The 25,519-nt window shown below is 60.2% G+C and carries 25 protein-coding genes and 1 pseudogene; 13 read left to right on the forward strand and 13 right to left on the reverse strand.

Features of this window, described 5'->3' with window-relative positions:
* The 8 genes from ACP148_RS05930 (at position 1) to ACP148_RS05965 (ending at position 10,263) form a co-directional block, all read left to right on the forward strand.
* The gene (locus ACP148_RS05930; protein WP_421951685.1) at positions 1 to 1,980 is read left to right on the forward strand and encodes a hydantoinase B/oxoprolinase family protein; all 1,980 of its coding nucleotides are present in this window, start codon (positions 1 to 3) and stop codon (positions 1,978 to 1,980) included.
* 1,079 nt (positions 1,981 to 3,059) lie between these two features.
* On the forward strand, positions 3,060 to 4,070 hold the full coding sequence (locus tag ACP148_RS05935; protein WP_421951686.1) for a LysR family transcriptional regulator: 1,011 nt from the start codon (positions 3,060 to 3,062) through the stop codon (positions 4,068 to 4,070).
* A 57-nt stretch (positions 4,071 to 4,127) separates the two neighbouring features.
* Positions 4,128 to 5,171: an ABC transporter substrate-binding protein gene (locus ACP148_RS05940; protein ID WP_421951687.1), complete on the forward strand. Its 1,044-nt coding sequence runs from the start codon at positions 4,128 to 4,130 to the stop codon at positions 5,169 to 5,171.
* 13 nt (positions 5,172 to 5,184) lie between these two features.
* Positions 5,185 to 6,066, forward strand: a complete 882-nt coding sequence (locus ACP148_RS05945; protein ID WP_421951688.1) for an ABC transporter permease — start codon at positions 5,185 to 5,187, stop codon at positions 6,064 to 6,066.
* A gap of 2 nt (positions 6,067 to 6,068) precedes the next feature.
* Positions 6,069 to 6,875, forward strand: coding sequence for an ABC transporter permease (locus ACP148_RS05950; RefSeq protein WP_421951689.1), 807 nt, complete (start codon positions 6,069 to 6,071; stop codon positions 6,873 to 6,875).
* A complete protein-coding gene (locus tag ACP148_RS05955) occupies positions 6,872 to 7,957 on the forward strand; it encodes an ABC transporter ATP-binding protein (protein ID WP_421951690.1) in 1,086 nt (361 codons plus the stop codon). The genes ACP148_RS05950 and ACP148_RS05955 overlap by 4 nt, the downstream gene beginning before the upstream one ends.
* A 189-nt stretch (positions 7,958 to 8,146) precedes the next feature.
* Positions 8,147 to 9,262: an alanine dehydrogenase gene (gene ald / locus ACP148_RS05960; protein WP_421951691.1), complete on the forward strand. Its 1,116-nt coding sequence runs from the start codon at positions 8,147 to 8,149 to the stop codon at positions 9,260 to 9,262.
* A 14-nt stretch (positions 9,263 to 9,276) separates the two neighbouring features.
* Positions 9,277 to 10,263, forward strand: coding sequence for a LysR family transcriptional regulator (locus ACP148_RS05965; RefSeq protein WP_421951692.1), 987 nt, complete (start codon positions 9,277 to 9,279; stop codon positions 10,261 to 10,263).
* Here ACP148_RS05965 and ACP148_RS05970 read toward each other — a convergent pair.
* From ACP148_RS05970 to trbB, 11 genes are read right to left on the reverse strand one after another with little or no spacing between them, the layout of a single operon-like run.
* Positions 10,205 to 10,438: a DUF2274 domain-containing protein gene (locus tag ACP148_RS05970; RefSeq protein ID WP_421951693.1), complete on the reverse strand. Its 234-nt coding sequence runs from the start codon at positions 10,436 to 10,438 to the stop codon at positions 10,205 to 10,207. The genes ACP148_RS05965 and ACP148_RS05970 overlap by 59 nt on opposite strands.
* A 3-nt stretch (positions 10,439 to 10,441) precedes the next feature.
* Positions 10,442 to 11,623 carry a TrbI/VirB10 family protein gene (locus tag ACP148_RS05975; RefSeq protein ID WP_421951694.1) on the reverse strand — a complete coding sequence of 394 codons (1,182 nt, stop codon included), beginning with the start codon at positions 11,621 to 11,623 and terminating at the stop codon, positions 10,442 to 10,444.
* Positions 11,620 to 12,597: a P-type conjugative transfer protein TrbG gene (gene trbG, locus ACP148_RS05980; protein WP_421951796.1), complete on the reverse strand. Its 978-nt coding sequence runs from the start codon at positions 12,595 to 12,597 to the stop codon at positions 11,620 to 11,622. Before trbG ends, ACP148_RS05975 begins: the two co-directional genes overlap by 4 nt.
* Positions 12,598 to 12,602: 5 nt before the next feature.
* Positions 12,603 to 13,283: a conjugal transfer protein TrbF gene (gene trbF / locus ACP148_RS05985; protein ID WP_421951695.1), complete on the reverse strand. Its 681-nt coding sequence runs from the start codon at positions 13,281 to 13,283 to the stop codon at positions 12,603 to 12,605.
* Positions 13,283 to 14,599, reverse strand: coding sequence for a P-type conjugative transfer protein TrbL (gene trbL / locus ACP148_RS05990; protein WP_421951696.1), 1,317 nt, complete (start codon positions 14,597 to 14,599; stop codon positions 13,283 to 13,285). Before trbL ends, trbF begins: the two co-directional genes overlap by 1 nt.
* A gap of 4 nt (positions 14,600 to 14,603) precedes the next feature.
* Complete coding sequence (trbK-alt, locus tag ACP148_RS05995) at positions 14,604 to 14,876, reverse strand: putative entry exclusion protein TrbK-alt (protein WP_421951697.1); 273 nt, start codon at positions 14,874 to 14,876, stop codon at positions 14,604 to 14,606.
* Positions 14,877 to 14,886: 10 nt separating this feature from the next.
* Positions 14,887 to 15,660, reverse strand: coding sequence for a P-type conjugative transfer protein TrbJ (gene trbJ / locus ACP148_RS06000; RefSeq protein ID WP_421951698.1), 774 nt, complete (start codon positions 15,658 to 15,660; stop codon positions 14,887 to 14,889).
* On the reverse strand, positions 15,657 to 18,098 hold the full coding sequence (gene trbE, locus ACP148_RS06005; RefSeq protein WP_421951699.1) for a conjugal transfer protein TrbE: 2,442 nt from the start codon (positions 18,096 to 18,098) through the stop codon (positions 15,657 to 15,659). The genes trbJ and trbE overlap by 4 nt, the downstream gene beginning before the upstream one ends.
* Before the next feature lie 8 nt (positions 18,099 to 18,106).
* The gene (locus ACP148_RS06010) at positions 18,107 to 18,367 is read right to left on the reverse strand and encodes a VirB3 family type IV secretion system protein (RefSeq protein ID WP_421951700.1); all 261 of its coding nucleotides are present in this window, start codon (positions 18,365 to 18,367) and stop codon (positions 18,107 to 18,109) included.
* A complete protein-coding gene (locus ACP148_RS06015; protein ID WP_421951701.1) occupies positions 18,367 to 18,699 on the reverse strand; it encodes a TrbC/VirB2 family protein in 333 nt (110 codons plus the stop codon). Before ACP148_RS06015 ends, ACP148_RS06010 begins: the two co-directional genes overlap by 1 nt.
* Complete coding sequence (gene trbB, locus ACP148_RS06020; protein ID WP_421951702.1) at positions 18,696 to 19,679, reverse strand: P-type conjugative transfer ATPase TrbB; 984 nt, start codon at positions 19,677 to 19,679, stop codon at positions 18,696 to 18,698. Before trbB ends, ACP148_RS06015 begins: the two co-directional genes overlap by 4 nt.
* A 68-nt stretch (positions 19,680 to 19,747) precedes the next feature.
* On the opposite strand from trbB, the gene ACP148_RS06025 reads away from it, so the two are divergent.
* The 3 genes and pseudogenes from ACP148_RS06025 to ACP148_RS06035 form a co-directional block, all read left to right on the forward strand.
* Positions 19,748 to 20,014, forward strand: coding sequence for a hypothetical protein (locus ACP148_RS06025; RefSeq protein ID WP_421951703.1), 267 nt, complete (start codon positions 19,748 to 19,750; stop codon positions 20,012 to 20,014).
* A 342-nt stretch (positions 20,015 to 20,356) separates the two neighbouring features.
* The gene (locus tag ACP148_RS06030) at positions 20,357 to 20,995 is read left to right on the forward strand and encodes a hypothetical protein (RefSeq protein WP_421951704.1); all 639 of its coding nucleotides are present in this window, start codon (positions 20,357 to 20,359) and stop codon (positions 20,993 to 20,995) included.
* 47 nt (positions 20,996 to 21,042) lie between these two features.
* Positions 21,043 to 21,816: pseudogene (locus tag ACP148_RS06035) on the forward strand (hypothetical protein); the annotation flags it as partial.
* A gap of 62 nt (positions 21,817 to 21,878) precedes the next feature.
* On the opposite strand, the gene ACP148_RS06040 reads toward ACP148_RS06035, so the two are convergent.
* Complete coding sequence (locus ACP148_RS06040; protein WP_421951705.1) at positions 21,879 to 22,310, reverse strand: CopG family transcriptional regulator; 432 nt, start codon at positions 22,308 to 22,310, stop codon at positions 21,879 to 21,881.
* Positions 22,311 to 22,320: 10 nt separating this feature from the next.
* Complete coding sequence (locus ACP148_RS06045; RefSeq protein ID WP_421951706.1) at positions 22,321 to 24,306, reverse strand: conjugal transfer protein TraG; 1,986 nt, start codon at positions 24,304 to 24,306, stop codon at positions 22,321 to 22,323.
* Positions 24,307 to 24,460: 154 nt separating this feature from the next.
* Between ACP148_RS06045 and ACP148_RS06050 the strand changes: the two genes are divergently transcribed.
* Together ACP148_RS06050 and ACP148_RS06055 are read left to right on the forward strand one after the other, a co-directional pair.
* Entirely contained in the window at positions 24,461 to 25,027 is a 567-nt protein-coding gene (locus tag ACP148_RS06050; protein WP_421951707.1) for a hypothetical protein, read from the forward strand.
* Positions 25,024 to 25,506 carry a hypothetical protein gene (locus ACP148_RS06055; protein WP_421951708.1) on the forward strand — a complete coding sequence of 161 codons (483 nt, stop codon included), beginning with the start codon at positions 25,024 to 25,026 and terminating at the stop codon, positions 25,504 to 25,506. Before ACP148_RS06050 ends, ACP148_RS06055 begins: the two co-directional genes overlap by 4 nt.
* The last annotated feature ends 13 nt before the right edge of the window (positions 25,507 to 25,519 follow it).

The raw sequence follows: 25,519 nt of genomic DNA on the forward strand, positions 1-25,519 counted from the left end.
ATGGACGCCGTCCGAACTGCAATTATGAACAATCGGTTCAACGCGATCGTTGAGGAGGCCTCCGCCGCCGTCTATCGAACCGCACACACTACCTTCGTCAAGCTTGTGCAAGACTACCAATGCGCACTGGCAACAGCCGACGGAGACATGTTCGCCTATCCGATGATGTCAGGTGTTAATGTTTTCATCGGAGCGCCGCTGCGGCCAACACTAGATGCGATTGGGCGGGAAAATTTGAAGCCCGGTGATATTATCATCACCAATGATCCCTTTGGGACCGACGGGCTCGTGACCCACTTGATGGATATTACGTTGCTCTATCCGATTTTCCGTGAGGATAAGCTGATCGCGGTTGGTTGGTCCTTCGTACATGCGTCTGACATTGGCGGAGCGGTACCAGGAAGCATCTCGCCAGCTTTGACTGAGGTATTTCAGGAGGGAATCCGAATCCGCCCTGTCAAGCTTTACGAACGTGGCGTTCTGAACGAAGACATCAAATCGATTTACGAAGACAATAGTCGCATTCCCGCTGAACTCTGGGGCGATATTCAAGCTATGATTTCTGGCTTGAAGAGTATGGACCGCCGCATTAACGAGCTATGCGATCGCTATGGCCGAGCGGCCGTTGAAGAAGGGATGCTGGATGTCATCGAATACGCAGAGACCAAGACCCGCGCGGTGATTGAGGCAATACCGGATGGGACATATGACTTCTCCGACTATCTCGAAGGAATTGAACAGGGGCAGTTGGCCTATTTTACTGTAAGGTTGACCATTCGCGGCGGCGAAATTGATGTTGATTTTACGGGGACTGACCCTCAGCTTTCCGCCGCCTACAACTTGACTACAGGAGCGACAACGCATCCTTATCTTATTCAGTGTCTAGTCGCATTCATCCTGACCATGGATCCATTGACTCCGCGCAATTCAGGTATTTTGCGCCCCATACACGGCCACGCCCCGCGTGGTACAGTTCTAAATGGAGTCTTCCCTTGTTCCGGCGGATCGCGTGCCGCCTCGGCAACGCGTGCGTATGACGTAATCCTGGGCTGTCTCAACCAGGCTCTGCCGCAGGGTCTGGCCGCGGCTGGTGCCGGGATGATGGGCGTCATCGTAGTCGCCGCACCGGACCCGAGGTCTGGTCGGGATCGCGTGAGCGTCATCAACACCATTGGGGGAGGCAGCGGCGCGCGGCGCGACCGGGATGGAGTCGATGGCACTGAAGTCAGGTATTCTCAGCGCAGCGTCCCCGTGGAAATGACGGAAGTGGAAACGGTTATTGTTATGCGCACAATCAGGGTCGTTCCCGATAGCCGCCGCGCCGGTAAATTCGTCGGCGGAGCCGCGATAGAAATGGAACTAGAAAACACGGGAAACCGTGCGATTGTTACTGTTCGCAACATGAACCGGTTTGTGTTTGCGCCATGGGGGTTCAAAGGTGGGGAGCACGGCCGAGTAGGGCAGACAGTTGTGAATCCTGGCCGACCTGGCGAACAGTCTATAGGAAAGATTTCCATTCTGGAGCTTGGGCAAGGTGATGTCGTGCGCATTACGAGCCCAGCAGGTGGCGGTTTTGGTGATCCGCTGGAGCGCAGTATATCGGCGGTGGAGCGTGACATCGAAAACGAAATGCTGTCGCGTGCAAGAGCAACCGAAGCGTATGCCATAATTTTTGATGACAATGGGTTTATAAACGAAGCTGCCACTGAGGCCGAACGAGAAGAGCGCAAAGGTGTCACGCTGCCCGACTTTGCTTTCTGCGCAGAGCGTCAACGCCACGATATGGCCTGGGACGTGGAAGATCGCAGGAAGTTGGCAACTTTTGCGCTTACATGTGAGCAAAGGATACGAAGCCAGCTCGTCTTGAACGTTCATGGTCGAATGGTAGATGAGGGCAGACGCATAGAACCTGATAGGCTCCAACGGATCATTGACGAAGAGGTTTCTCGCTTGTCGGGAGGTCGTGTGCTGCCCAGTTGACATGGAAGACAAGGGCGAACCTTCCTTCGAGGCCATGAGCGATCTTCTACGGATGACTGCCAGCGAACCGCTTGTTGCCATGTGCATAGATTCAGACGCTTCTTCATCCTGATCCCAGGGCAGGCGGCAGCAGCCGCTTCGCGTCGGCGAAGATGCGTTTGGTCTATTGAAATCGGCAAGATCCTCGGGCAAGGGCTCGGGCTAGAATCCGCACTGGCCATCCATTGCCAACAGAGAGCGATCACATTCGGTCCCGCGGCGAACACGGAAGGCGAACGATAGAACCGCAACTCGCCGACGTATTTGGTGGCAGCGAGCCGCGCCGAGAACGCCTTGGTGGTAACGCCGTGGCTCAATCGGGTACGCGTGCGCGGGTACCTTAATGACGTGAGACACGATCACAATGAGCATATTGGGCCGGCGCAAGAAACCGCGCGGAAATCTGGCGGTGTGATGACGAGATGATCACCGACGCGTTCACTTTCCTGACCCTTCAATGGCTTGCGCCGCCCAAAGGAAGCATGGTTCGTTTGAACCTAGATGTGCGAAGCCATTTGCGATCAAGGGGCGCGGCTTGGATTGGGGTCGTTATGTATCCGACCAGGTTGGACAGGAAGACGTCCAGCCCGCCAGCAATGGCGCTCGGGCTACAACATTACAGGCTCGCTTGAAATCGCGCGATGGTTCTCCAATTGGCGGATCTGTTCCCGCCTGCAACTTGAAAGCGCCGTGCGACTGCCTTTTGCAACAATTTCAGTCGAAGAGACGCGAAGGCAAATGAAGGCCCATCATATCAAAAATATGGAGTGATGCGAAAACGCAGCATTGGTCCTCTCACCGGTATAACCTACCTGAATAGCCTCGGCAAAAAAACGACTTTGACTAATTCCTCTGCTGCGGGTTTTTATTCGGAAAACCAATTGATGTCGTTGAACCGTAGAGCGTTGGCGTCGATGCCCAGGCAGATGGGCCGAATAGAAACGACAGTCAGCGAAAGCGTAGAGGCAGGCACGAATGAAGGCGTCGTCTCAAGACCCAATCGATAGACGATCGCGATCTGCCAGTGCCGACAGTATGCAATGAGTCAGTCGCCGGAATTAGGGGGGTTTAAGTGCTTCTTGGCAGTCGCTGAGGAACTGCATTTTGGTCGAGCTGCTGCGCGGTTGAACATGACCCAACCGACGATCAGTCAGCACGTCCGAAGACTTGAAGCCAGCCTCGGCGTCTCGCTGTTCAAGCGGTCAACTCGCGTGGTCGAACTTACAGCTTCCGGGGAGGCGCTAGTGTCGCGGGCGCAAGAGATATTCAGCAAAGTCGAAGAAGCGGTCCTGCTCTCCAAATTGGCGGCAGGAGGCATGTCCGCCGGTGGAGAAAAGCTAAGCGTTGGTGCAATCGACCCGGCTGCTCACCGGCTACTTCCAGCTCTGCTGCGACGCTTCCGGAACCGGTTTCCAAAGACTCGGTTGGATGTCAGGATTTATGACTCAACGGCTCTGGTCAGAGCACTGGAGCGCGACGAGTGCCATGTCGGTGTCATGCGCCCTCCGAGCAGTGGCAATTTGCTCAAGTTTCGTCCGCTGGCCACTCAACATTTCGTGGCAGTAATTCCAAGAGGTTCAACGTTAGCAAATCGTCCCATGCTGAAACTGGCGGACTTTCGAAACCACAAGGTATTTACTCTCAACCGCTTCGAACTATCAAGCTTTGAAGCCGTCTTCAAACAGATCGTAGAGGCCGGAATTGAAGTGGATGGCACAGTTGAGGTCTCAAATACAGCTGCGGCCTTGGCACTGGCCTCGGCAGGCGTGGGCGCTACCTTTTTGCCGGAGTGGATCGAAAGCATTGCGGACAACAACGTTGTACTGCGCCGCGTCGAAGACCTGAACCTGGAAATATCTATCGGGATCGGATGGCGCAATGATTCACCCATTCCTGGAATTCTACCATTTGTGGAATGTGCAGCGCTGATCTCAGATCTGGCGTCCGCCGGTGGTTCAAGAGGAAATCTGGATGAGTTTGCGTATCTCAGAAGTTCGTCGAGCCAGAAGATTGATGCCGAACTAAAATCAATTGCGGCGTTTCCCAATTAGACACCAGCTAGTATGCGCCGCAAACTATCCAATGTTCCAAAGAGGGGAAATATACAAATGAAAACGTCTTTCTATACGATTTCACTAGCCGTGCTCGGGGTCGGATTGCATGGAGCGTCCGCGACTGCGCAAGAACTTATCGTCAACAGCTATGGTGGTCCCTACGCCGACATCATCCAAGAACGTATCATCAAGCCGTTTGAAGAGGAGACCGGAATAAGAGTGATCTACGACGCAGTGGGGACTGCGTCTGAAGACTATGCAAAGATCAAAGCAACTCGGGGGAATCCTGGCTTCGACGTGAATGTGATGACCGCGACGCAATCTTTGGATGGTTGCAGGGACGGGTTCCTCGAGGTTCTCACTGAGGACAATGTTCCGAACTTGGCTTACCTCGATCCGGCGGTTCGGGATTTGGCTGGCGATTGCGCCGCAGTACACGAGTTGCAGTATGTCGCGCTGCTTTGGCGCACCGATTATCTTCCCGAGCCGCCGACTTCATGGAGCGTCTTAGAACAGGATGAGTTGAACGGCAAGATCGTGTTGCCGAACTTCGGCAACATCATGGCGGCCAACATGTTGCAGATTTTCTCCAGCATGGAAGGGGGCGATCCCAATGAGGTCGATGCCGGGTTCGCTAAGATGGTTGAGCTTGCGCCGCGCGCTATCGCTTTTCCCGATACTTCCGCGCTCATGGACCGGTACCTCCGTGAAGGCCAAGCTTGGGCCATGCCCTATTTCAGTGGCCGGGCCCAGTTGATGAAAGACGAGGGCGTGCCAGTCGATTTCACCATTCCAGAGGAAGGTTCCGTGCCCTTGGTCTCAACGCTGAACATTCCGATTGGCGCTCCCAACAAGGAGGCAGCACTGCAATTTGTCAATTTCTTCCTCGAAAAGACCAGCCAGGAGGCATGGGCCGAGGGATACAAAGTCGGTAGCGCCCGTTCCGACATCGAGGTGTCCGAAGAGTTGCAGGAAACCCAAATCACCACTTCCGAGGCGATTCAGCAGCTGATTTTGCCAGATCTTGCAGTAATGGCCGAGCGGCTGCCGGAATGGGGTGAGCGTTGGGAACGCGAAGTCGTTCCTGCGGCGAACTAGGACGGATTCGTTAATGACGACCTTCCCTATTACATCTGCGGCGCCAGCGCGCCGCAGATCCGTTCCAAGCGGCTACTTTCCGCTTCTTCCACCTCTGGCGATACTGCTTCTAGTCTTTGCCCTGCCCATGGGGCTCATGATCGGTCTCAGTTTTCAAGATTCGCGGACGGGCGCGCCTGGACTTGGTAGCTATGCGCGGCTAGCTTCCGACGATTTGGCGCTCGCCGGGCTGTGGCGCACGCTCGTTATGTCCGCCACGGTGGCTGTCTGCGTCACCGTGATGGCCTATCCAATCGCGTACTTCCTCGCCAGATCCACTTCACGTTGGCGCGCGGTGGTGTTCGGCCTGGCTATAGCCCCGGAATTGGCCGGGGTGGTATTGCGCACCTACGGGTGGCTGATCATTCTCGAGGACCAGGGATTTATCAACAACCTCTTGTTGTGGGCCGGAATCATACAGACGCCGCTGCATATGTCTAACAGCATGTTTGCGGTCGTCGTCGGTCTTACCCACGTCCTTTTGCCGTTCGGTATTCTGTCTTTGCTGACCAATATTCAAGGTATCGATGCCAATCTTGAAAAGGCAGCTCAGGTACTGGGCGCATCCAGACTTTCGGTCCTGCGCCGCATTGTCCTTCCGCTATCGGTTCCCGGTATCGTCAGCTCGATGCTGATAGCCTTTACGTTGGCGGCGAGCGCCTACGCAACGCCTGCCTTGCTCGGCGGTATAAAGTTCGGGGTGTTGGCTACGATGATTTATCATCAGGTGATGGTCTACATCAATTGGCCCTACGCTGCCGTGATGGCCAACGTTTTGCTGATCATTGTTATGGCGATGGCCTTTTTCGGTTCACGGATCGAAACTCGTCTCGTCAATCGGCTGCATGTGAGGTGACCATGTCGTTAAGTCCATTGACATATTTGTATCGCGCATACTTGGGCTTCGTGCTGCTATTTATCGCGCTGCCAATGATCGTGGTGCTTGCAGCCTCGGTCAGCCCGACGACGCGGGTTACCTTCGAGTTCTGGACCTGGACGACCGATTGGTTCGCCCAGTTGTGGACCTCCCGCTGGCTCGATCCCTTCGTCCTGAGTGCCAAGATTGCTGCGATCGTGGCAGTGGTCACGGGCGTGCTCGCTACGCTTGCGGCCTATGCAGTGGCGTATGAGAAGGTCCCGGGACACGATGCGATCATGTCCTTTCTGCTATCGCCGCTGGCCGTTCCGCAGATCGTGAAAGGTGTGGCAATCGTGCTGTTCTTTTCATCGGCCGGGTTGTATCAGTATCTTGGAACGCCAGGGCTTGTGCTTGGACACGTCGTCCTGACACTACCTTTCGCCGTCCGGATGATAGCGACCGCGATGTACAATTTCGACAAGAACCTCGATCGGGCTGCCCGCATCTTGGGGGCTAATCGGTGGCAGCGTATCTACCATGTGCTGCTGCCACTGATTAAGCCCGGCATTTTCTCTGGAATGACGTTCGCGTTTATTCTCTCATTCAACGACGTACCATTGGCCCTGTTTCTCGTCCGTCCTGGTGAAACAACGCTGCCGATTACGGTAATCAATTACTATGAATATGGCCTCGATCCGGTTCTGGCCGCAGTCAATGTTGCCTCCCTTCTCTTCCTTCTCGCGGTGATCTTCCTGTTTGAAAGAATTGGCGGGTTCACGGCACAAATCCATGGAGGAAGCAAATGAGCCCCGCAGATGTCGCAGATATCGAGCTAGTAGATGTAACTAAACGCTACGGCGATCATCTGGTTGTTGACCAAATAAGCTTGAACGTTCCAAAGGGAGAGTTTGTCAGCATTCTCGGCCCGTCGGGCTGCGGGAAAACGACTACGCTGAACATGGTGGCAGGATTTCATTCACCGAGTTCCGGCAGAATCCGGATCCGCGGGCGAGACCAGGCCGGCGTACCACCGGAAAAACGCAACATAGGTCTGGTATTTCAGAATTACGCGCTATTCCCGCACATGACCGTCGCTGAAAACGTGGCCTTTGGCTTGAAAATGAAAGGAACGTCAAAGTCCGAAACGGAGATCGGCGTGCGCAGAGCATTGAAGAGCGTTCACCTTGAAGGCTACGAAGCGCGCTATCCCAAGGAGCTATCTGGCGGGCAGCAGCAAAGGACGGCGCTGGCCCGAGCTATCGCACCGCAGCCTTCGGTGCTGCTCCTCGACGAACCGTTGTCAAATTTGGACCTCAAACTGCGAGAGTCCATGCGCGTTGAGCTTAAGGAAATCCAGCAGCAACTGGGAATGACCTTTGTTTACGTCACCCATGACCAAGAAGAAGCGATGGCAATGTCGGACCGGGTCGTCGTCATGTCGGGCGGCGTGGTCGCCCAAGCAGGGCCGCCGGTGGACATCTACCAGAATCCAGCATCGTCGTTCGTGGCCGACTTCATCGGCAAGTCCAACCTCTTGCCGGTAGAACGCGCCGAGTTCGTGGACGGCGATAGTAGGCTCATTTTGCGCAACGGTCTCAGCCTCATTGGCCACAAGGCGCCAGGCATGGACCTGGACCAAATAAGGCTGTGCTGTATTCGCCCCGAAAACGTTCAGTTGGCCGTGCCGGGGGAGGCGAGTGCAAACCGTCTTTCCGGCAGGATCGACAAGATGGTCAATTTGGGAGCTCACGTAGATCTGTGGATCGAAGTTTCCCCGGACGTCGTCCTAAAGGCGCTAGTTGCGGTGAGGCGGTTGCAGGGACTTGAAGTTGGCAGTCAAGTTGACGTCCGCATTGAGCCGTCTGCCATTCAACCTCTCTCTAACTGATTTAAGGCGCCGGGGCTTGCGCCTCTGGAGAGCTGCCTTTCCTCGCTGTCCAAGCGTTGGCAGCTACCAGGTCTCATGTGCTTTGCCGATTCATCTTGCCGCAAATTAGTGACCGTAGCGCGAGATCCATCCCATCGGTTCCGTTCGATTCTGTCGGTCAGTTCAGAATAAAAACCTAGGAAATAGCGAATGCTCTTGGGCGTACCCAAAGAAACGAAGAACCACGAATATCGTGTTGGCTTGACGCCCGAAAGCGTCATGGAGCTGGTTGCTCGGGGGCACAGTGTCATCGTTGAAACCATGGCAGGAGCTGGTATCGGCTCAGATGATCGGCAATACGAACTGGCAGGCGCTGAAATCGCCAGTTCGGCTCGGGATGTGTTCGGCCGCGCGGAGATGATCGTCAAGGTCAAGGAGCCTCAGGCGGAAGAGCGGGCCATGCTCCAAGAAGGTCAAGTTCTTTATACGTATCTACATCTGGCTCCCGATGACGAACAAACTCGGGACTTGGTCGCTTCCGGCGCTGTCTGTATCGCCTATGAGACAGTGACGGACGCAAACGGCGGCCTTCCGCTCCTCAAGCCGATGAGCCAAGTGGCCGGAAGGATGTCGGTCCAGGCTGGAGCCGCAGCACTGGAAAACGCTCGGGGTGGCCGCGGCGTATTGCTTGGCGGAGTTCCGGGCGTGGCGCCTGGAAAAGTAGTGATTGTCGGCGGCGGGGTTGTTGGGTTCAATGCGGCGCAGATGGCTGTCGGCATGCATGCCGATGTGACCATTCTCGATCGGAACCCAAACGTTCTCGAGCGGCTTGAAAGTCACTTCGGAGGTGCGGCGAAGGTCATCTACTCAACCAGGTCCGTTCTCGATAGATTGGTCTCTGACGCGGATTTGGTAATTGGTGCCGTGCTCATTCCGGGAGCGGCCGCGCCGAAAGTGATTACACGCACCATGCTGGCAAAAATGCAGTCCGGTTCAGTGATCGTCGATGTTGCTATCGATCAAGGTGGATGCTTCGAAACCTCAAAGGCCACTACTCACTCGGACCCCATCTATGTTGTCGACGATGTCGTGCACTACTGTGTCGCAAATATGCCTGGCGCGGTTGCCCGGACGTCGACCTACGCGTTGAACAACGTGACCCTTCAGTATGCGTTGGCGATAGCAGACAAGGGCTGGAAAAGGGCTTTGGCTGACGATCCGCATCTCAAGTGCGGCCTCAATATTGCCAACAGATCGGTAACCTACAAGGCGGTCGCTGAGAGCCATGGCTACCAACACAAGGCTGCCGATGAGCTTCTGGGCTAGTTTTGTGAAGTGTCGTGCCCCAGCTAACAGAGATTCGCTACTTCTTAGCCGCTGCTGAGAATGGAAGTTTTCGCCAAGCGGCCGAAACGCTTGGAGTGGGACAGTCCTGCGTCAGCCGAAAGATCATGCGCCTGGAAGACAAGCTCGGGGTGTCGCTCCTCGAACGGAGCAATACAGGCGTTAGGCTCACGAATGCGGGGCAGCGTTTCCTGGATGACGCGCTGCCCGCACTTCAGCAACTCGACCAGGCACGTCGTGCGGCTTGCGCCGCCGGCCGGGCCGAAGCGGGAACGGTCCGGATCGGCGTTCTGACCTCGCTCGCTGGCGGGTTCCTCAGGAAACTGCTTGTCGCTTATCGCCAGGAGTATCCGAAGGTTCGGATCGACGTTCGCGACGGTGGTCGCGATGATCACATCGCAGCGTTGCGGTCGCGCGAGCTCGACATAGTGTTCGTGCCTGGCTCGCGTCCGGTCCGGAATTGCGAGTGTGCGGAGCTGTGGTGCGAGCGGATTCATATTGCTCTTGGCAAAGGGCACCGGCTTGCGGGCCAAAGCGAACTCGACTGGACGGACCTGTGTGAAGAGCAGTTCATCACGAGCAGCATCGCGCCGGGACCTGAGGTCCACGACTATATCGTGCGGCGGCTTGCCGACCATGCGGTCTTCCCGAAGATCGAAGCGAGATGCGCGTGTTTCGAGACCTTGATGAACCTGGTCAGTCTTGGGGAGGGACTCACAGCGATATCCGCCGCCTGGGTGGCCGTGAAGCTGCCGGACCTCGTCTTGCGCCCGTTGACCAATCCCGAGGACGTACTTCCGTTCAGCGCGATCTGGCTGGCCGAGAACGACAATCCGGCGCTCCGCTGCCTTGTCAGTACAGCCCATGTACTCGCCGGCCGGGTGCGGCGCGGCAACTCCGACTGGCTGCCGCGCCGGCTCGATATCACGGCGTCTGCCGGCGCGACTTCCGCAGACGCGCAAAAGCGCGATCGGTCGCCATGAACCGTTGCAGCATCGGCGCGATCAGCCGGGCCGGCTCGGGCGTTGCCTGATTGGAATCTCGGGCCATCACCTCGGCATAGGCGACGAGATCCCTATGCACGTCCGCGGGCAGTTCCACTGTCACCTTCACCGGCTTGTCATCGGGAATGGTGGAGAGTTTGAGCTTGGTGGTCACGGCTTAGCCTCGATAGGGTTCCAGGACGAAATCGCGGGTGACGATGACGCGCACAGGGAAACCCGGCCGGATCGTCAAATTTGGTGAGACTTGCAACTGGCGTTGGATGATTTGCTGCCCCGCGTCGTTGATGGTGTCCTGCGCGCCGCTTCGGATCGCCTGGACCAGGCGGTCGTCGTCATCCATGGTGAGCTCCGCACCGACCGCGAGCAATGTCGACAGTCCCGCGGCTTTCGCGAGATCCCACCAATGATGATCGACACCATCCTCGAGGCCGGCGAACCCCTCGGTGTCGGCGCCGGGTTGCCGTTCGAGGACGATGGACCGGCCGTTCGGGAAGATCAGACGGTTCCAGACGAGCAGGATGCGTCGCTGGCCGAAGCCGACATCGTTCGAATATTCGCCGACGATGCGGGTGCCTTGGGGGACGAGCAGGATTTGGCCAGACGGGCTATCGTAAATGTGTTGCGTGACCTGCGCGGTGATCTGGCCGGGCAGGTCAGAGCGAATGCCGGTGATGAGGGCGGCGGGGATGACCGAGCCGGCCTGGAGGACATAGGGCGAGGCTGGCGGCACGACGCGATCGGGCGCGGTTGTACGCCGGTCAGTTGCCGCATTGAGGAAAGCGAGTTGGCGATCCTGTGTGGTGACCGCGGGGGGCTGCCCGGTGAGGTTATGCCCGGCAGAGTTCGCAACCGCGGTATTTGCGCGACTGTTCGGGGAGGCCCGGCCGGTCTGGAAGAAGACGCTGCTAGTCCGGGCGGCCTCGGCTTCGGCGAGTCGGCGTTGCTGCTCGGGATCGGTCGCAGGCGGGGCAATGACTGGCGGCGCGACGGGTTGTCCTCTTTCCTGCGCGTCGAGGATGGACCGGCCGAGATCGCCCGGCAGAGGGGGGCCGAGGACCGGGCCCGCATAATCCCGTGGCAGGTCCTCCAGCCCTTCCGCGGTGCGGCGATTATCAGTCGTGTAGAGCTCTTCGCCACCGGACCTGGATTCTGGCGGACGGAGCGCATAGATCAGCGCTCCGCCTATAGCAAGTGAGACGATCAGACCGGCCGCCGCCAAGGTTCGTCGCGACAGGCGGGTGACCTGTGGCGGCTCGGCGCGCAAACGCATCGCCGCCGCTGCGTCGGTCGACGGTCTGGTGCGTTCCGGTTCTCGCTTTTTGGTGTTGTCAGCGCTCATGACCCTGGCCTTCCGTCGGTTCTCACGATCCTGACCACCTGTTGTTCGCGACCGCTGCCGAGGCGCAGTTCGGCGGCCGCGAAGATGCGGTCGACGATCAGGATGTTTTGATAGATGCGGCTGTTGACGATTTGCGCCTCGCCATCGGCGCCGATCACGAACAGGGGCGGCATTTCGCCTTGGACGATGCCGCGCGGGAACTGGATGTAGACCCGGCGTCCGTCATCGAAGACGGAGACGGGCCGCCAAGGCGGCGTGTCGCCTGTCAGTCCGTAGCGGTAGTTGCGCGCGCTCATCACCGGTATCGTCGGCCGGGCCGGCGTGGCCTGGCTTTGCGTGGCGGGCGGCTCCGGATAGGCCCATGCAACGGCGGGCATGTAAGGCTCTTCGCCGGCGCGCAACTCGAGCATATAGACGCGCCGATCCGTGCTGATGACGAGGTTGGTCGCGATGTCGGGCCGTGTGGGCTTGACGAGGATATGGACGCGGCGCGTTCGGCCGTTCCCGCTCTCCGTATCGCCGATGATCCAGCGCGCTGTGTCGCCCGCAGCGATCGGTCCGGCGCCGGTCAGGCTCTCGCCGGGCTCGAGTGCGATATTGGTGACCTGACCGGGCGCGGCATAGATCTGATAGAGCGCGCCGTCGCTCCAGGGATAGATCTGGATGGCGTTGAAATACCCCTCGCGCCTCGGTTCGACCCGGGCCGCGGCATTGGCGTTCTCGACGCGACCGGTGGATGTCGTCGCGGTCTCGCCGCCATGGGCGGGCGTCCACGCGGGGGGAACGTGAAGCGGCTTCGGGTCCTCATCGGTGACCGATGCCGGTACAGAGGGCAGGGGCGGCACGTCGCTGTCGTAGCTGATTTCCGGTGGCTTGAAGGTGGCGCAACCGGAAAGCGCGGAAGCGGAAAGCAGGAGAAGCGTCAAAGCGGCTTTGCGCGAAATCGCCCCTCCGGCGCTACGGAAAAGCGGCATTGTCATTATCCGAGTTCCTTGGACCAGTTGATTGCATTGACGTAGATACCGAGAGGGTTCTTGCGCAGGCGTTCGGCATTGCGCGGCGGTTGGATGACGATGGTCAGGATCGCGGTCCAGCGCTCGGTCGTTGCAAGCTGGCCGTTCTCGTAGTGACGCTCGGTCCAGGCGACGCGAAAACTGTTCGGAGAAGCGCGGATAACGCTGGAGACTTCGACGGCGATCTGCTGTTCGCCGACCTTGGTGAAGGGATCGTTGGCGCGGGCATAGTCGTTGAGCGCCGCCGCTCCGCGGTCGGTGGTGAAGTCGTAGGCTCTGAGCCAGTTCTGGCGCACGATGATTGGATCGGCGGGAATGGCCCGGACGTTCTCGATGAAGCGGGCGAGGTGGAAAGCGACCTGCGGGTCGGTCGGTTCATAGTCGGCCGTGGCCGGCGCCACGGCCTGCACCTCGCCGACCGCATCGACCTGCACGATCCAGGGCACCACCGTGCCGCGTGTCGACTGCCAGACCAGCGCCGCGGCGAAGCCGGATGTCAGGAACAGGCAGCCGAAGGCCATGAGGCGCCAGTTCTTCGCCTGCACGCGGGCTGAGCCGATACGTTCGTCCCAAACTTGCGCGGCCTTTTGATAGGGTGTCTCGGGTTCGGGGGTCTTGCCGTAATGGGTTGCGGGTCGTTTGAACATCAGCGGTCACCTTCGGAGAGATCAATGGAGGAGCCGCCGCCCTGGGCGTCTCCCGAACGGATTGAATGAGCGGCGGCCGAAACGCCATGACTGACGCGCTGGGCGTGTTTCATGCGGCGTGCCCAGTCGGGCATGTCGGCTTGCGTACTGGCGGCGGGCGCGGCGGCGGAACCGCCGGTGACCGCGCCGCCGGTGGCCTCGATGGCCGCGCGTCCGCCCTCGGCGAAGCTTTGCTTCATGCCGGCAGAGGCGCGACGGAGGGGCGAGGTCATGGCTCCGCCCGCCGCCCTGGCCACGCCGCCAAGACCAGCGGCGACGCCGGAGGCGCCGGATTGTCCGGAAGTGCCGAGCGAGTAGGATGTTGCCGCACCACTGGCCAGCGCGGCGCTGCCCCGGGCCGCGCCCGAACCCGCCGCGAGTGCTGCGGATCCGCCTCTTGCGGCAAGAGCGCCACCGGCAACCATCATCCCGCCGGCGGCGAGACTGGTTCCGACAGCGGAACCCGCGCCGAGCTGCGGACCGCCGGAGACGATGCCGTTGGCGATGCCCGGGCCGAAGATGCCGAGGCCCAGCAGGGAAAGGGCGGCGAGCACGATCGCCATGGCCTCGTCAATCGTCGGCTGATCGCCGCCGAAACGGCCGGTGAATTCGGAGAAGAGGGTCGAGCCGATACCGATGATGACGGCAAGCACCAGCACCTTGATGCCCGACGAGATCACGTGGCCGAGCACGCGCTCGGCCATGAAGGCGGATTTGCCGAAAAGGCCGAAGGGAATGAGCACGAAGCCGGCGAGCGTCGTCAGCTTGAACTCGATCAGCGTGACGAAGAGCTGGATGGCGAGGATGAAGAAGGCGAGCAGGACCAGAGCCCAGGCAAAGAGCAGGCAGGCGATCTGGATGAAATTCTCGAAGAAGGCCCAGTAGCCCATCAGGTCGGAGATGGATTCCAGCAATGGCCGGCCCGCTTCGAGGCCGGTTTCGGCGACCTTGCCCGGCCGCAGCAAATCGGTCGCGGTAAACCCTGTTCCGCTCGCCTTAAGGCCGAGCCCCGCGAAGCTCTCGAAGATGATGCGGGCGAGATTGTTCCAGTTGGAGATGATGTAGGCGAAGGCGCCGACGAAGAGGGTCTTCTTGACGAGCCGGGCGATGATGTCCTCGTCCGCGCCCCACGACCAGAACAGAGCGGCGAGCGTCACGTCGATGACGATCAGTGTGGTGGCGATGAACGCCACTTCGCCACCGAGCAAGCCGAAGCCGGAATCGATGTAGGAGGTGAAGACCTGCAGGAAATGATCGATGACGCCGGTATCGCCCATTGCGTTACTGCCTCTCCGGTTCGGTGCCGAGGAAGCGCTGGCGGTTCTCGGACCAGGCGGCGAGGCAGTTCGCATCGCGTGTGGCCGCCTCGCCGAGCTCTTGGCAGCGCCGCAACTCCCGGCGGGCCGGACCGTCTTTCGAAGAGCCGGCTGAGGCCGGTGCGGAAACGATGCCTGATTGTGGCTCCGGTTCGCGGGTCAGTTCGAGCACGGTCGCCGTGATGGCGACCGCGACGAAGACGATGGCGCCGATGCGCGCTAGGGTCTTGCCGTCCATTTCCCGCGCCTCAATTGCCGCCGTAGAACATCTGGGCGTTGCCGGGCTGGTAGCCTGATCCCGGCTCGAGGAAACGGCGGCGCTGCTCGCGACTCTGTTCGACGGCGGTGGCCCGCTCGGCATCGGCTAGCGCCTGCGCTCGCCCGTTGGCGGCGACGACGGCTGTGAGGTCGGCAAGCTGCTGGCCCTGCAGGGCGAGAAGCTGATTGCCGGCCTGGGCCGCCTGCAAGGCCCCGGTCGCGCCTTGGCTGCGTCCGACCAACTCGCTCATCTGGTTGCGGTTGGTGTCGATATTGCCGATGACACCGGCCTGCACGCGCATCGCGTCCTGTAGTCCGGCAACTGTGTTCTCCCAGCGTTCGCGCGCGCCGGCGATCAGGTCCTGGTCGGAAGCTGAAAGCTGGACATCGCCATAGGTGGTCTGAAACGCCTGATCGATCTGCTGGACATCGAATGCAATGCGCTGCGCCTCACCCAAGAGCTGCTGCGTGCGCTGAACGGATTGCTGAAGCTCCTGCAGCGCCGAATAAGGCAGGCTCGTCAGGTTGCGCGCCTGGTTGATCAGCATCCGCGCCTCGTTTTGAAGCGAGGTGATCTGGTTGTTGATCTGCTCGAGCGCCCGCGCCGCCTGAAGGACGTTCTCGGCGTGATTGGTCGGGTCGTAGACAATGCCCCCGAACCCGAAAAGCGCATAGGCGGGCTGCGCGGTCATCGGCGACAGGGCGACGGGCAGGGAGAGAACGGATGCGGCGATCAGAGCCGCATGGGTGTGGCGGAAGGTCATGATGGGGTCTCCATGTTGGTGAGTGTGGGAATGAGATCGGCCGCCCAGGCGATGTCGCGGGCGCGCAGCCAGGCTTGCGTGAATTCCTCGCGACCATGCTGGGCGATGAGCTTGTCGAGAACGGCGTGATCGGCTTTCGACGAGGCGCCGCAAAAGGCGAGCGCGACTTCTCCGAGGGCGAGTTCGAACAGCCGGTTGCCGGCGCGGGACTGGCAGTAATAGTCATGCTTGGGTATCGCCCGGGCGAGGATCTCGATCTGTCGGTCGTTGAGCCCGAAACGCCGGTAGATCGCGGTGATCTGCGGTTCGATGGCGCGTTCGTTCGGAAGCAGTATCCTTGTCTGGCAGCTCTCGATGATCGCGGACGCGATCTTGGAGTTGTCGATGTCAGAGAGCGACTGGGTGGCGAAGACCACGGAAGCATTCTTCTTGCGCAGCGTCTTCAGCCATTCGCGGAGCTGGCCGGCGAAGCCCTCGTCGTCGAGCGCGAGCCAGCCCTCGTCGATGATCAACAGGGTTGGGCGGCCGTCGAGTTGTGCCTCGATGCGGTGAAAGAGATAGGCGAGGACGGCGGGCGCGGCGCCGGTTCCGATCAGGTCCTCGGTCTCGAAGGCCTGCACCGGTGCGTTGCCGAGCCGTTCGCTCTCCGCATCGAGCAGACGCCCATAGGGGCCGTCAACGCAATAGGGCTGCAGGGCACGCTTAAGGTCCTGCGACTGAAGCAGGACCGACAGCCCGGTGATCGTGCGTTCCTCGATGGGGGCGGAGGCCAGCGAGGTGAGCGCGGCCCACAAATGCTCGCGAGCCTGGGGATCGATCGTCACGCCTTCCCGGCGCAGGATGTTGACGATCCAGTCGCCGGCCCAGGCGCGTTCGGGGACGTGGTGGATGCGCGCCAGCGGCTGCAGGGTGACACTGTCCTTGATCCCTTCCGTCAGTCCGCCGCCGAGATCGTGCCAGTCGCCGCCCATGGCGAGCGTGGCGACGCGGATCGAGCCCCCGAAATCGAAGGCGAAGATTTGAGCATCGCAGTAGCGGCGGAACTGCAGCGCCATCAGCGCCAGCAGAACCGATTTTCCGGCACCGGTCGGGCCGACCACCATGGTGTGGCCGACGTCGCCGACGTGAAGGGAAAACCGGAACGGGGTCGAGCCTTCGGTCTTGCCGAAGAGCAGAGGGGGCGCCGCAAGGTGCTCGTCCCGTTCCGGCCCAGCCCATACCGCCGAGAGCGGGATCATGTGGGCAAGGTTCAGCGTGGAAATCGGCGGTTGCCGGACATTGGCGTAGGCATGACCGGGCAGGCTGCCGAGCCAGGCTTCCACCGCATTGACCGTTTCCGGCATCGCCGTGAAGTCCCGTCCCTGGATCACCTTTTCGGCGAGCCGCAGCTTTTCGTCGGCAATGCGCGGATCCTCATCCCACACCGTCAGCGTCGCGGTCACATAGGCCTGTCCGGCGAGGTCGGCGCCAAGTTCCTGCAAGGCCTCGTCGGCGTCCGCGGCCTTGTTCGCGGCATCGGTATCGAAAAGCACGGACGCCTCGTTGGTCATCACCTCCTTGAGGATGGCGGCGATCGACTTGCGCTTGGCGAACCATTGCCGGCGGATGCGCGTAAGCAGACGGGTCGCGTCGACCTTGTCGAGCAGAATGGCGCGGGTCGACCAGCGATAGGGGAAGGCGAGCCGGTTGAGTTCGTCGAGGATGCCGGGTGTTGTCGCGCTCGGAAAGCCGACGATCGTCAGAACACGCAGGTGCGCGGTGCCCAGCATCGGCTCAAGGCCGCCGGTGAGCGGCTGGTCGGAGAGCAGCGCGTCGAGATAGATCGGGGTCTCGGGCACACGAACGCGGTGCCGGTTGGTCGACACCGTCGCATGCAGATAGGTCAGTGTCTCGGTGTCATCGAGCCAGGTGCATTCGGGCATGAAGCCATCGAGCAGGGCCAGAACGCGCGCTGTTCGATCGACAAAACCCTGAAAATGCTCGCGGGCATTGGCCTCGCCGCCCCGTTCCCGACCCTCGTATAGGAACCGTTCGGATCGCGAGGCATCCTCCACCTGCGGCAGGTAGAGGAAGGTCAGGTAGTAGCGCGACTCGTAGTGTCCGCCTTCCTCCTCAAACATTGCCTTGCGTTCCGCATCGACGAGCGCAGACACCGGATCCGGGAAGGTGCTTTCCGGATAATCGCGTGCTGGCGCGCGCATTGCTTCGACGAAGATCGCCCAGCCGGAGCCGAGGCGGCGGAAGGCGTTGTTGAGCCGTCCGGCCACCGCCACCAACTCGGCCTGGACGGCGCTGTCGAGATCGGGCCCGCGGAAACGGGCGGTGCGCTGGAACGAACCATCCTTGTTGAGGACGACGCCTTCACCAACGAGTGCCGCCCATGGAAGGTAATCTGCGAGCCGGGTGGAGGTGCGGCGGTATTCGGTGAGGTTCATCATGGGGATTGTCAGACGCTCAGATAGGAAGGAATGCGCAGGTGCCGTCGCCCGACATCCGCAAAGAGCGGGTCGCGCCTGGCGGCCCAAACGGCGGCGGCATGACCAATGGCCCAGAGGATGAGTCCGACCAGCCAGAGGCGCAGCCCGAGGCCGAGTGCTGCGGCGAGGGTGCCGTTCAGAATTGCGATCGCGCGCGGCGCGCCGCCAAGCAGTATCGGTTCAGTCAGGGCGCGGTGTACGGGAATGATGAAGCCGGGAACGTCGGTCATCAGATGAGCGTCCCGCCGCCGAAGGAGAAGAAGGACAGGAAGAAACTCGATGCGGCGAAGGCGATCGACAGGCCGAAGACGATCTGGATCAGCCGCCGGAAGCCGCCCGAGGTGTCGCCGAAGGCGAGCGTCAGCCCAGTGATGATAATGATGATGACCGCCATGATCTTGGCGACCGGTCCCTCGATGGATTCGAGGATGGACTGGAGCGGCGCTTCCCAAGGCATGGACGAACCGGCCGCGTGGGCGACAGGCGCCATCATCATGGTGACGACGAGTGTCGAGACAGTGCCGGCAATCCGGCGGAGAAGGCGAAAAACGGGACGGATCATGCTGTGGGACCTTCCGAGAGCTTGGTGGCTGGGATAAGGTGGTAATCGCCGTCAGGTGTGAGGCCGGTGACGGCGGAGAGTTCGGTGAGGCGGCGTTCGGCGCCACGGCCCGCCAGCACTGCGACGAGATCGATGGTCTCGGCGATCAGGGCGCGGGGCACCGTGACGACGACTTCCTGGATCAGTTGTTCGAGACGGCGCAGCGCGCCGATGGCCGTGCCGGCGTGAATGGTGCCGATGCCACCGGGATGTCCGGTGCCCCAGGCCTTCAAAAGGTCGAGCGCTTCGGGCCCGCGCACCTCGCCGATGGGAATGCGGTCGGGGCGCAGGCGAAGCGATGAGCGGACGAGATCGGACAGCGTGGCGACACCGTCCTTGGTGCGCATGGCGATAAGGTTGGGCGCCGCGCATTGCAGTTCGCGCGTATCCTCGATGATGATGACGCGGTCCGCGCTCTTCGCCACCTCGGCGAGCAACGCATTGGTCAGTGTCGTTTTGCCGGTCGAGGTGCCGCCAGCGACAAGGATGTTCTTGCGAATGGCAACCGCGATGCGCAGGGCTTCAGCCTGGTCCGATTGCATGATGCCCGTAGCGACGTAGTCGTCGAGCGAGAAGACGGCAATGGCGGGCTTGCGGATCGCGAAGGTGGGCGCTGTGACGACCGGCGGCAACAATCCCTCGAAGCGTTCGCCCGTCTCCGGCAGTTCCGCGGAAACACGGGGGCTGCCGGCATGGACTTCGGCGCCCACATGGTGCGCGACGAGCCGGATGATCCGCTCACCATCGGCGGGCGCGAGGGTTTCACCTGTATCGGCAAGACCCTCGGAGAGCCGGTCGACCCAGAGGCGGCCGTCCGGGTTGAGCATCACCTCGACAATGCCGGGCTCTTCCAGGAAACGTGCGATGGCCGGACCGAGCGCGGTGCGCAGCATGCGCGCGCCGCGGGATGACGATTCCGATTTCTGAAAGGTTGCCGACATCTCGCCCCCGAATGTGGTTGGGATCGCGACTTCGATCCCGGATCGGGGTTGATTAAAAGAGGCGGGAAATGGCTTCGCGCAACAGCGTCAAGAGCGTAGTAGTGGCATGGCGTGTAAAGACAGGGAGACGGCGGAGCGGCGGCCGGTTTCTCAGATATGGAGCAAAGATCTACGCGATGCGCATGAGCGACCGCTTTACCGGATCAAATGGTTGTCACAAGACGATTGCCAATGAGGTGTTCCTGGGCCGAACCCAGACTTACTGGTTTAGCTACAAACTCGAAAAGCTGACGTCGGCAACCTTCACCGTGTTGGCCATTGCCCGGCGACACTGAGCACCCGAAAGCGGTCATCCACTGAGAAGCGAAATGGATACCGATTGGGTCTTCATCGATCGCGGTCTGGTGGACGCTGCTGTGGCGCTGCAGTACGCGACCCGACGAGCAGCGCGGGGTATTCTGGCACCCCTACGAACGCTACCATCGAAGCGTCTTTCTAACATCCCCTTGGCCAAGATCTACGTCACCGATGACGCGCTGCAACATGGCCTGAACGGTGGCGGCGCTCGAGAGCGAGGCCAGGAGGGCACCACATCTTTGCGTTCCCGCCCATAGGTTTGGACAAAAACACAGCCGCGCTGCAACATGCCGAATCAGACATTGAATGGAGGTCGCCGCGTGGACGTTGAGAAAGAACAACGAGCGGCACTGGTCAGTGCGCTTGGTGCGGGCTTCGAGTGCTTCGAAGAGGTTCCTCTCCAGCATGCTCTGTTTACCAGGCGCACAATCAGGGCCGATATTCTCGCCGTTCCCAAAGATGATCGCCTAGCTAGCTATGCGTTTGCTTTTGAGGTCAAGCAGCCAGATACATCTTGGGATTACTCGGCCTGGGCACAGGCGATCCGACAAGCTACTGACTATGTCTATGCGTCTATTCAACCCAGTGGGCCTGCCGCAAAATATGCGGGCCGACGGATAAGTGCTGCCTTTAAGTTTCCCGCACCACCTGTCGATCCAGAAGGTCGGAGGGTGGACAAGGGGCCGTATGTACGCCCGGACACCAGCGTGATGGTGACCGGCGTCTTCCATTTGGCTCTGCACCTCAGAGTAGGACGAGCATACTGGGAGGACGACCAGCATGGTCGTCGCTTCCGCTTGGATTTCGGGCCCAACCCCGTTTGGTGCTGCAGAAGGGGCTTCCGCAACCAAGGCATCAATCTCGTTGCAGGAAAACGGACACTCGGCTCACAGCGCATCGAGATTCGGAACGAACTGGACGGATGGGGCTCCACCGTCGGGACAGGGAGCTGCAGATGAAGGGCATCGCTGAGCATCCCGAGCCGGTTATAGCCACAGCTGCTGCGATGTTGTCGGCAGAGAGCCTACACGAAGCGGCAAGCTTGTTGAGGTTATCCGGCATCAGGTTCGAGGAGACCGGGTTTGACAACTGGGATGGCGGCACCGCGATCTGGACGATCTATATCCTGATTGACGCACCCGAGTACGCCCGGGTGGGGCCGAGGAGAACTATTCTCGAAGAGCAGATCGCGGCAAGGCTCAAACCTATCATTGACCAATATTCTCGCGATTGGTTCAGCGTGTCGATCGCACCAAAGCTTCAAACGCCAGTGCCCGGCTGGAGGGGTGAGGACACGGCGGTAGCGGCTGTCACTCGACAGAACATCTTTGACGGCTTGCGATTAGAGAAAGTCAGGTGGAGCGGAGCTCTCGAGGACGTCGAATTTCTGCAGAGGGTTTTCGACCTTAAGGCCATGCCTTCGTTCGACACTCGCTTCACCGATGCAGCATCTGACATCTGGCAGCACCGCGTGAACAATGACGACTGGGACGACGATTGGGTGTTTGGAGATACCCGCTTTAACCTTCTTCACTGTCCTAGCGAGCAGTTCGTTCGCTTCTTGGCCGAGATGGTCCACCCGGTTGTCCGTCCTGATCGCAATGAAGCGCTGCAAATAGTTCAGCACATCAATGAACAGTTGAAGCCCGAGGGTTGGCAGCTGGTCGAGGAAGAGAGGATAGCTGGCCGCCCCAGGTTTGTAGGAAGGCGATTTACGGGAACTGTGGCACGGTCCGTCTCTCGAGCACGCACAGTTGCGGACGCATTGGATGCCGGGTGGATGCAGAAGGAGATCGATTCCAAGCAGTCGAGTATCGCTTCAACGCCGGTAAAATTGGAGAATCAGTCCTCCGGTTCTCCAGATCGGGCTTTGGCTTCGATATCGTCCGGAATCTCCCTCAAAAAACTCTGCCCCCTTTGCAGTCGTCGACCGAGCGTTTCGACAAAGCCCTCGAAGCGTTCCCGTCCCTTAATTTGGGCCGACGATTGGGCGTCCTCGGGGAGTGGCGGTGTGATCGTCAGCCAGAACCGGATGAAGAGAGCCAGTGTCTCTGCGCTGATCCCAACGTCTCGTTCCAGCCGTTGGACTTGGCGCGTCAGCCGGTCGAGCCTACGGGTGAACGCGGCTTCCATCCGATCCGAACCGTCGGGAGATAGAAAAGAAACAACGGCCGCCTCGACGATGGCGGAACGGGACAGGCCCTTGCGATCGGCGAGGTCGGCGATCTGCTTCAGCATTTCCGGGGGGAAGTAAACGTTCATCCGGCTGCGCATGCCATGGCCCTCACAATTCTATCCCGTCTTTGGGGTCCATTGTCGCTTGCCGTGCGATCTGGCGGCCCTGCTGACGAAATGCCCGTGCCTGTTTCGCGGGCTCATCGGCGTCATCCTCGAGCAGGTCGAACTCCCTGGACGGCTTCGGTTCCTGGGACCACTGGACGATTTCCTCATGTTCGGGCAGGTCTGGCTGCCGCCGAATCCCGCCATTCGTGCTGTCTTCGGTGCCAGCGTCCTCATCCGAAGTGAGCTGTGCAGTGGGTGCGACGATGCGATTGGCCCAAGTATCGTCTCTTGCAGGCGGGATGCTCTTGGTCGGGTCCGGCGGGCAGGCGATCCGCTCCTTGAATCTTGCGTCTTCATAATAGCGAGCTTTCTTCGCCCGGATCGGCGGCAGGCCCGCGACCATGACAATCTCATCAGTGGCTGAAAGCTGCATGACCTCGCCGGGTGTAAGCAACGCCCTGGCTGTCTCCTGCCGCGACACCATGAGATGTCCCAACCATGGGGAGAGCCGGTGGCCGGCATAATTCTTCATGGCCCGCATCTGGGTCGCCACGCCAAGCGCGTCCGAAACGCGCCTGGCGGTGCGTTCGTCATTGGTCGCGAAGCTCACGCGAACATGACAGTTGTCCAGGATCGCATTGTTCGGCCCATAGGCCTTCTCGATCTGGTTGAGAGATTGGGCGATTAGGAAGGCCTTCAGCCCATAACCAGCCATGAAGGCGAGGGCGCTCTCGAAGAAATCCAGTCGGCCTAGTGCCGGGAACTCGTCGAGCATGAGCAACACGCGTTGGCGTCGGTACGTTGCCTGCAGGTCCTCGGTCAGCCGCCGCCCGATCTGGTTCAACACCAGACGAATGAGAGGTTTGGTGCGTGAGATGTCGGAGGGCGGCACGACGAGATAGAGGGTGGCCGGTCGTTCTCCGTCGATCAGATCGGCGATGCGCCAGTCGCATTGGCGGGTCACCCTTGCGACGACAGGGTCGCGGTAGAGCCCAAGGAACGACATGGCGGTGGAGAGCACGCCCGAGCGTTCGTTGTCGGCTTTGTTCAGAAGTTCACGGGCCGCCGAGGCAACCACCGGATGCGGGCCGGCATCGCCCAGATGCGGAGTCGTCATCATCGCCTTCAGCGTTGCTTCGATCGGCCGTTTGGGATCGGAGAGGAACGCGGCGACCCCCGCGAGCGTCTTGTCCGGTTCGGCATAGAGGACATGCAGGATGGTGCCGACCAGAAGGGCGTGGCTGGTCTTTTCCCAGTGATTGCGCCGTTCGAGCGATCCTTCCGGGTCCACCAGAATGTCGGCAACGTTCTGGACGTCACGGACCTCCCAGTCACCGCGGCGAACCTCCAGCAGAGGGTTGTATGCCGACGATCTGGGATCGGTCGGATCGAAGATCAGCACACGGCCGTGCCTCGACCGGAATCCCGCGGTCAGGTCCCAGTTTTCGCCCTTGATGTCGTGGACGATAGCCGAGCCCGGCCATGTCAGGAGAGTGGGAACGACGAGGCCGACGCCCTTGCCGGACCGCGTCGGCGCGAAGCAGAGAACATGTTCCGGCCCATCATGGCGCAGGTAGTTTTCCTCGAACTTGCCAAGCACGACGCCATCCGACCCGAGCAGCCCGCTCCGGGCGATTTCCTTCGGTTCGGCCCAGCGTGCGGACCCGTAGGTGATGACGTCCTTGGCTTCCCGCGCGCGCCAAACCGACATCATGATGGCGACGCCAATCGACAGGGACCCGCCCGAGGCTGCGATCACGGCGCCCTCGACAAAGATCAGCGGCGCATAGGCATCATAGGCATACCACCACCAGAAGAAGGCCGGCGGATAGTAGAAGGGAAACCCCGCCAGATCGAACCAGGGCGTTCCGAGCTGGGGCTGGAATCCCAGCCGCCAGGCAACCCATTCCGTCGCACCCCATGTGGTGGTGAGGACGATGAGGAAGACGATGGCAATTTGGCCCCAGAGGATCTTGGTTGCGGACATGGTCGATGCGCTGCCAAATACCCGCTGAAATCCAGCACCTGCGCCGCCAAATCAAGCTGCGATTCAGTTGGGCCTAAGTATCGGATAGAGTGGCGTACAAAAAGAAACCGAGCAAACCGAGTGGTGTTGGTCGATTGCTAGAGGATATTGATGTATGTGGCCGCTTCAAGCGCGTCTGGGAAATGGGATCTGGCACGCGACGCACCCTGAGCGGTTTGTCTCGATCATGGCCGAAGGGCTGAAAGCGGAGCCCGCCATCTCGAACGAAGCGCGCTGGAAGACGTCACGCGGTCCAGAGTTCTATCCTTTTGTGCGTAAGATCGGCGGAGTCAGCCTCTTCGATTTCACGAACTTTGATCCCGACATCTACGATCGGTCGCACCCCATGAGCAACTGGCGTGCATTTGTGCCACATCGCGAAGACTGGGCTGGTGCCGTCTGGATTCAGATCGACCGAGTGGCGCTTGGCGCCAACTTTATTTCGGCGGATGAACTGGTATCGCGATGGGACCAGGGCGGACACCATCGACACACAATCATGCCCCGCATCGAATGCGCTTGCGTAGGCGACACACCCACCGTGACGTTCGTCTCAGCCTTCTTTACCTGGTCGCGCGGTAGAGCAATCCGCGACCTTGTCCTCGACTGCTTTTCGGAGCCTGTATATCGAAGCGTTCTGAACGAGTGGCGTGAGGCGCTGTCTGGAGGGAGAACTGAATGAAATCGCCATTTGATGATCTGCAAATAGAGGCGGCGGAGGTCTGCGAATTCTTCGCCGTGTTCGCGCGATTTGAGTATGCGATGAAGGCGACTCGATACTGTGGCGGCGACCGGCATGGCAATGCGGTTCCTGACTGGCGCTCCCTCAAGGACGAATTGGGCGGGGCGATTGCCGAGTCAGGCGACGAGGTCACTAATAAAGCGATTGGCTATCTCGTAAATGAACCACCTCTCGTTCAGAAGTTTGTCGACGGGCGTCCAGAATTTCGGGAGGTGCCGTTGGATGGAAATACTTTGGGTGCCCAAGCCATAGAGGCAGCGAAACGCGTCAGGAATAACCTCTTCCATGGTGGAAAGCACACACCGCATTCGCCACCGGAACGTGATGCGAAGTTGGTCCAGACCGCCTTCGCGATTCTTGAAGCCTGCCTCAAAGTGGACGCCGAGCTCAACTCAGAGTTTGAGCGTCAACTGGTTTGATTAATTATCGACA

Origin of the sequence: Pelagibacterium sp. (genome assembly GCF_965249125.1) — a bacterium.
Classification (GTDB): Bacteria; Pseudomonadota; Alphaproteobacteria; order Rhizobiales; family Devosiaceae; genus Pelagibacterium.